Raw genomic sequence first — 6964 nt, forward strand, 5'->3', positions numbered from 1 at the left:
GCCACATCGCTGCTACATAATACAAACTATCTCCTATGTTTGGAAAAATTCTCCCTAAAAATAATAAGAGGAAATTCCGGTTTTTTAATACGTCCACTTTATCTACTCCTTTATAATAAATTTATTCGGTAAAATAAATTTAACCGTTTGTGTAAAAAAAATCGTATTACGATTTTTCTTCTTTTTTCACAAAGCGCTGCATTGCTCGTTCGTCGATTTGTAGTGCAGTAGTAGAAATGTAATAAGATTTCCTATTTGGATCTTTATCCCCGTCTTTTGCGATTTCATTTAATTCAGACATCAATTCATGAAACTTTTTCACCCAAACTTGAAATTGTTCTGGCGTAGCATCAAACTCCCAGCAAGATGAAACGTAATTCCATTCAGCTGGGTCTTCACTTACTTTTCGTAATATAAAAGCTTCTTCCGGTGCAGCGAGAATATGGCTTTTCGTCATTTCCGTCATTTGTAAAAAGATTTGGCGACCGGATTCGCTTAATATTTCTAAATGAGGTAATAGTTCTGCGGCAGGGGTAAAGCCTTTAGCGACAGATTGATAAAACTTTTGAATGATGCCATTCTTTTCTTCCGTATATACAATTTCTATAAGGCCATTCTTCTCTAATTCTTTTAAATGATAATGAATTTTAGCCCTTGAAAGGCCGAATTTCTCAGATAGCAGTTGTCCTGTATAAGGACGTTCGCATAGACGCATCATCATTTCGGCACGTAGTGGATCGCTTATCGCTTTTAGTTGGCTATAAGTAGTTAGTGTTAACATGGGCTTCAACATGATCAACTCCTCAAATGAAATTACTCGGTCAAGATTATTTGACTGAATTGTATCAAGGATTCTATTTGTTTTCAATACTTTCAGAAAATTTAATCTTTAATTTTTGATCTTCTGTTCATATTCCGTTCATATTTCTTTTTTATTATAAGTGCATAGAAAGTAATAGGAAGGAGCGAGCGAAATGTTTTTAGCTCTGCGTGAATTAAAACAATCAAAATTAAGATACGGATTAATCGGACTTATTATGGTGTTATTATCATTTTTAGTCCTTGTCATTTCAGGATTAGCAAATGGATTATCATATGATAATGCTTCATCGATTCAAAATATGGAGGCAAATAAGTTCGTTTTAGCAGATGATGCGGAAAATAAATTACTTCGTTCACAAATTAAGCAAGATGATGTAGATAACGTAGTAAATCAAGTAGGCGAGAAAGAGGCCGTTCCGTTTCGTGTAAAAATTTCAACTTATGAAAAGAAAGATAGTTCAAAAAAAGTGGATGTCGCTATTTTCTCAAGTGAACGCGATTCATTTTTAGAACCGAAAATTGTAAAAGGTGAGAAATTAGGTACAGCAAACAACGAAATGGTTGCTGATGAATCAATTAAAGAAAAAGGAATCGATATTGGAGATACAATTATTGATCCTGTTTCAAAGAAAGAATTTAAAATTGTTGGATTTACGAAAGATCAAATGTTTAGCCATACACCAGTCGTTTATGTAAATGAAGACGTATGGGGCTCTATCTCTCAACCAAATCAAAAAGATTATAGTGCAATTGCGCTTAATACAGATAAAGACATTAAAAATGCACATGTTATCGACAAAAAAGAAGTATTACAAAGTATTCCAGGATTTAAAGAAGAACAAGGAACATTAACGATGATTATTGCGTTCTTACTTGTTATCGCAGCGTTACTAATTGGTGTATTCTTCTACGTAATTACATTACAAAAAACACAGCAATTGGGTGTATTAAAAGCAATCGGTACGAAAAATTCTTATTTAGCAAATAGTTTAGTCGTACAGGCGTTATTCTTATCAGTTGTGGCGATGATAATCAGCATTGTCCTTGTACAAGGGTTAGAACAAATTTTACCAGCAGGTATGCCGTTCTTATTAACAACACCGATGATTGCACAATATGCAGCAATCTTTATCGTAATTAGTATTTTAGGAACACTTATTTCGTTATATCAAGTATTAAAAGTTGATGCATTAGAAGCAATTGGAGGCGGGATGTAATGACTTCATTATTAAAATTAGACAAAGTAAGTAAAGTGTACGGAGAAGGGAATACTGAAGTAACAGCCCTTCATCCGATGTCGCTTGATTTGAAAGCTGGAGAATTTATCGGAATCGTTGGTCCTTCTGGATCAGGGAAAAGTACATTATTATCAATCGCGGGTGCTTTACTATCACCGTCAAAAGGGGATATTTACATTCGTGAACAAAATATTACGAAATTATCAGAAAAGGAAATGACAGACATTCGTTTGAAAAAAATCGGCTTCATTTTCCAATTCGCAAATCTTGTTCCATATTTAAATGTAAAAGAACAATTACTTTACATTGCAAAGCTTAAAAAAGACAACAAACAAGAGTCTGAAAAGCGTGCGGATCACTTATTAGCAGCATTTGGATTAGGAGAAAGAAAAAATCATTATCCAAATCAACTATCTGGTGGAGAAAAACAAAGGGTAGCAATCGCTCGTGCGTTCATGAACAACCCAGATTTAATATTAGCAGATGAACCAACGGCAAGCTTAGACTCAAAACGCGCACGTGAAGTCGTGGAAATGATGAAACGTGAAGTGAAAGAAAGCCAAAAAGCAGCAATTATGATTACACATGATGAAAGAATGCTTGATGTATGTGATCGTATATTGACGCTTCGAGATGGGAAATTGGTATGATAAAAAGGAACTCTTACGGTTGTAAGAGTTCCTTTTTTATTTACATTAAAGAGTGTTTATTTATTTTGTCATACATTAACAAGAGGAAGAGGGTGGTATACTTTGTGGAAAACGGAATAGATTTTCGGGATCATATTTTGCTTTTATTTTCCGAAGTTTAGCAAAGTTTGATCCGTAATATTCTTGTCCGAAATTTTCGATGTTTTGATCTGGAACATTAACATAAGAACCAGTTACATAAGGTTTTATTAGTTGGCGTACTCTTTCAACTGATGCTAGATTTGCAGCTTCTTCGGATTTGTCTTTCCAGCTAGCAGTCCATTCCGTATAAAATAATGGGCTACGCCAAAAGAAAGCTGTTTTACTACTCGGTACTTTACTTATAGCACCTCCCCAATTAATAAAAAAGAAATTAGCTTCTGTTCCAGTAGCTTCTTCTAAAAATTGTTTCATAATTGAAATAGGTTCTTCCGGCCAAAGGTTAAGTGCCCAAGCCGAAGAAAACTTAACGCTTTGATCAGATCGACCAGGGATTGGTTCATCAGGATCTAAGAAATCTATAGCGGCTGGGTAGGGTAATTCTTCTATAACAATTTGTGTTGGAGTTCCAGCACTTGTTAAAGGTTCTAGTAAGTTTATAAGCTCGTTTTTTGAACCTAAAAAAATACCTTCTGCATGACAAAGTCCATTTATTTTGCTGTAAATTTCAAGTAGGCATCCTAATCGTGAGTCTACAAAAGGAGCCCATTCTTGCCAGACTTTGAAAACAGTTTCTAACTGATCCCATGGCCAAATGATATTGAAGACTGTGGCAGTATTAGGGGCACGGTGAAGCTTCAATGTATATTCAGTATTGTATCCGAAATTTCCGCCACCACCACCTCTAGAAGCCCATAATAAATCTTTATTGCAACATGGATCTGCTTGAATGATTCGACCTGTCGCATCTACTGTTTCTAAAGCAATAAGGTTATCACTTATTAGACCGATTGTTCGTGAGACTACTCCAAATCCACCACCCATTGTAATGCCACCAATTCCAACTGTTGGACTATCTCCAAACGGTGACATAAAACCTTCTCTAGCTAGTCCTTTTACAAGTGGACCGACGTGAATTCCAGTCTGAACGGTTGCTATACCATTCTTTTTATCTAAACTAACTTTGTTCATATCACTTACATCGATAACAATGCCGCCATTTACTACAGAAAGATTTTTATCTAGCGCATGCCGACCGCTTCTGACACGTAAGGGAACATGATTTTCGCGAGCCCATTTAATGGCGTTACTGACATCATATGAATTTTGTGCAAAAACAAAGACGAGGGGGAAGACATCAACGTAAGGATTCCAATTCTTAATAGCTTCTAAATAGCCTGGGTCTCCTTTATAAATTACCCGTCCTGTGAGTTTTGTTGAACCCATGTATTTCACTCCTTATAAATATTTATAGATGTCGTTCTAATGTAGCAATGGAACATGGTCATGTAGTAATTAGAAGAATAAAGACTTTATGAGAGGGAGGATGAAAATATCCTGTAGGCACTAGTAGAGGTTGAATGTGTGGCAGTCTAGCTGATTTGGAAAATGTTATTGCTACACAAGTTCTATTAGTAGTGTATGAATTGAGAGTGAACATTGTTAAAGAATTGTACATTTCCCTATCAGCATGACTTAGGGGAATTACAGTATGAGTGAAAGTTTCTAGTTTTGTTAAAGCATAAGGAAATAATATAAGTTTGAAATTGGATAAAAATAATTGATATATATTTGCTTTCAGGGGATTATCATAATGCAAAGGTTTGCTTTTACAACAAATGATATGCGGAGAGAGAGAATCTAAATTTAGAGGAATAGCTAGTTCATAAACTTATCTATATTTAGTCTCTTCTTTAAGAAGCTGATGCAATGGTCTTAAAGAAGAGACAGTAGATTATATAATATAAATTATAATTGCTTTATAAAAACTTTTTTAATTTTATTACGCGTAAGTAATAGAACGCCGCCTAAGACAGATAACATTCCTAAAGCCATATTACTTGATTGCTCACTACCAGCGTTAGGAAGTTCTCTAGCATTGTTTTTCGCTGGAACATTAGTACTGTTATTATTCGCTGTCGTTTGTTTAGGTTGTGATACTTCATTAATCTTGTTATCTACATTTTGCTGCGTTGTATGTAACTCAGCTAATTTATCATCAATTTTTTTCTCAGTATGTTTAAAATCATTTATTTTAATATCTAAGTCTTGTTTTTTCTGTGTTAAATCGTCTGAAACAGTTTGTTTCGCTTGTTTGATTTCGTTCAATTTATTTTCTAAGGTCTGTCTAGCTTCTTGTAACTCAGCTAGTTTATTTTTCACATCTTGTTTAGCTAGTTCTAAGTTAGATGAAAGACTATCTAAATTCCCTTTAATTTTCTTCAGTTCTTCTAACGTGTTACCAGTACTCGGCTTGTTTTCTTTAATTTCAGCAAGTTTATCCTCAGCAGTTTGTTTCGCTATCTTTAACTCAGCTAATGTTTCATCTACATGTTTTTTTACCTGCTTAAGTTCATTCACTTTTTGATCGATGTTCTCTTTATGCTGCTTAAGTTCATTCACTTTTTCATCGACAGTTTGTTTATGTTCTTTAACTTCATTAACTTTTGTATCGATAGTTTGCTTATGTTCTTTAATTTCAGCAACTTTGTCATCTACTTGCTTTTTATGCTCTTTAATTTCAGCGATTTTCTCATCAGCAACTTGTTTGTCTTGCTGAAGTTTTGCATCTAACTCTTGTTTATGTTGTTTAATTTCACCGATTTTTTCATCAGCAACTTGTTTATGTTGATGTAGTTCATTCGCTTTTTCATCGACAGTTTGCTTAACTTGGTTAAGTTCATTTAACGTTTGATCCACATTTTCTTTGTGCTGCTGCAATTTCGCATCTAACTCTTGTTTATGTTGCTTAATTTCAGCTAATCGATCTCCAGTACTTTGCTGGGGAGTAGCATCATTTACTTCTGCATGAGTAGGGGTAGACCCCGCAATCATTGCTAAAGCTAGTGTAGACGCAGCGATTGTTTGTTTTGTTTTCATATTTTTGTACCTCTTTCCTATGAATAAACTCTATTGTGTAAAATTGAGCATATAAAAATAAATTATTATATCATTATATACCATGTGTGATGCCCAGAGGAAGTATTTGCATAATAATCTGTGATTATGTAATTTTAAAAATCTATTAGTTACTTTATAGAGTAGGGGAGTTGATCAGTTTTGTTTGAACGCTAATCTTGCAAAAAATGCGAAGGAGTGTGTTGTGATGTTGTCTTAACTCGAATGAACTAAAAAATATTCTGTTTAGAACGGAGGCAGCAATACTATGATTATTGAAATAGATATATCTAGAAGGAAATTTAATTTCGTTTATTCCTTTCGAGGTGAAGCATAAAGAACAATTATTTGAAGCTTTAAAAAAGCCCTGAAGTATGGAAAGGTTCCTAGTGAAAAGGAGATATCTAGGGCAAATATCAATGATAGCTGTTAATAATAAAAAAGGCGGGAAACATATACCTTTTATTGCTAAGCGTAGCCTTTTATAATCTACGTTAAAGTAATTGGAAAATTCATGGGAAAGTGTTATGGTTTATTTGGGAGCTGCACATTATTTATGTTCAGTAAAAAAAGGGGGATTAAAGTGGGTGCTAAAATTTTTAACGGCAGACATATAGCCAATAGCAAGGATAAAGAATTTGTTGTTTTTATTATTGGTATGCGTATTAATAACCTATTAAAGTTTTGGAAGTGGATACCAGTTTTTAACGCTATGGGACCTATGATTAAAGAATTGTATCAAAACCCACAATGGGGTTTCTTACATACAGAATTCTTATTTAGTTGGAGAAAAGTAATTTTAATTCAATACTGGAAGGGATTCGACGAATTAGTAAACTATGCTCACGGAGAAAACCATTCATATGCTTGGAAATCATACAATAATAAGATTAAAGATAATGGGAGTGTCGGTGTTTTTCACGAAACCTATCAAATAGAAAAAGGTGCTTCTGAAGCAATCTATGTTAATATGCCAAAAACAGGTTTATCTAGAGCTACCGAACACATACCAGTATCTCAAGATACTAATACTGCTAAAAAAAGAATGAATGAATAATTTTCAATATTCAATATTCAAACTGATGAAAATCCTCTATTGATATGAAAAATGAAGTAGGAGAAAGGCATCTTAGAGTGTTTTTTCTTTATTTTCAAAAG

At 33.9% G+C, this 6964-nt stretch carries 6 protein-coding genes and 1 pseudogene; 3 read left to right on the top strand and 4 right to left on the bottom strand.

Annotation, left to right across the window (positions count from 1 at the left end; all coding sequences use genetic code 11):
* Together KI356_RS28750 and KI356_RS22435 are read right to left on the bottom strand one after the other, a co-directional pair.
* Positions 1–97: pseudogene (locus KI356_RS28750) on the bottom strand (MFS transporter); the annotation flags it as partial.
* 69 nt (positions 98–166) lie between these two features.
* Positions 167–793 (bottom strand): ArsR/SmtB family transcription factor, encoded by a 627-nt coding sequence (locus KI356_RS22435; protein ID WP_212936505.1) that lies wholly within the window; start codon positions 791–793, stop codon positions 167–169.
* A gap of 181 nt (positions 794–974) precedes the next feature.
* Here KI356_RS22435 and KI356_RS22440 point away from each other — a divergent pair, with 181 nt between their 5' ends.
* On the top strand, positions 975–2039 hold the full coding sequence (locus KI356_RS22440) for an ABC transporter permease (RefSeq protein WP_002146730.1): 1065 nt from the start codon (positions 975–977) through the stop codon (positions 2037–2039).
* Positions 2039–2710 (top strand): ABC transporter ATP-binding protein, encoded by a 672-nt coding sequence (locus KI356_RS22445; RefSeq protein WP_002199952.1) that lies wholly within the window; start codon positions 2039–2041, stop codon positions 2708–2710. Before KI356_RS22440 ends, KI356_RS22445 begins: the two co-directional genes overlap by 1 nt.
* Before the next feature lie 75 nt (positions 2711–2785).
* On the opposite strand, the gene KI356_RS22450 is transcribed toward KI356_RS22445, so the two are convergent.
* On the bottom strand, positions 2786–4135 hold the full coding sequence (locus tag KI356_RS22450) for an FAD-binding oxidoreductase (RefSeq protein WP_212936506.1): 1350 nt from the start codon (positions 4133–4135) through the stop codon (positions 2786–2788).
* Between the two features lie 522 nt (positions 4136–4657).
* The gene (locus KI356_RS22455) at positions 4658–5788 is read right to left on the bottom strand and encodes an LPXTG cell wall anchor domain-containing protein (protein WP_212936507.1); all 1131 of its coding nucleotides are present in this window, start codon (positions 5786–5788) and stop codon (positions 4658–4660) included.
* A 601-nt stretch (positions 5789–6389) separates the two neighbouring features.
* Here KI356_RS22455 and KI356_RS22460 point away from each other — a divergent pair.
* A complete protein-coding gene (locus KI356_RS22460) occupies positions 6390–6863 on the top strand; it encodes a DUF4188 domain-containing protein (protein WP_212936508.1) in 474 nt (157 codons plus the stop codon).
* Positions 6864–6964 lie beyond the last annotated feature (101 nt).

Origin of the sequence: Bacillus hominis (genome assembly GCF_018332515.1) — a bacterium.
Classification (GTDB): Bacteria; Bacillota; Bacilli; order Bacillales; family Bacillaceae_G; genus Bacillus_A; species Bacillus_A hominis.

Excerpts from the sequence above, each read along its gene's own strand:
- KI356_RS22455 (WP_212936507.1), bottom strand. The coding sequence starts at position 5,788 with ATGAAAACAAAACAAACAATCGCTGCGTCTACACTAGCTTTAGCAATG.
- KI356_RS22435 (WP_212936505.1), bottom strand. The coding sequence starts at position 793 with ATGTTGAAGCCCATGTTAACACTAACTACTTATAGCCAACTAAAAGCG.
- KI356_RS22440 (WP_002146730.1), top strand. The coding sequence starts at position 975 with ATGTTTTTAGCTCTGCGTGAATTAAAACAATCAAAATTAAGATACGGA.
- KI356_RS22450 (WP_212936506.1), bottom strand. The coding sequence starts at position 4,135 with ATGGGTTCAACAAAACTCACAGGACGGGTAATTTATAAAGGAGACCCA.
- KI356_RS22445 (WP_002199952.1), top strand. The coding sequence starts at position 2,039 with ATGACTTCATTATTAAAATTAGACAAAGTAAGTAAAGTGTACGGAGAA.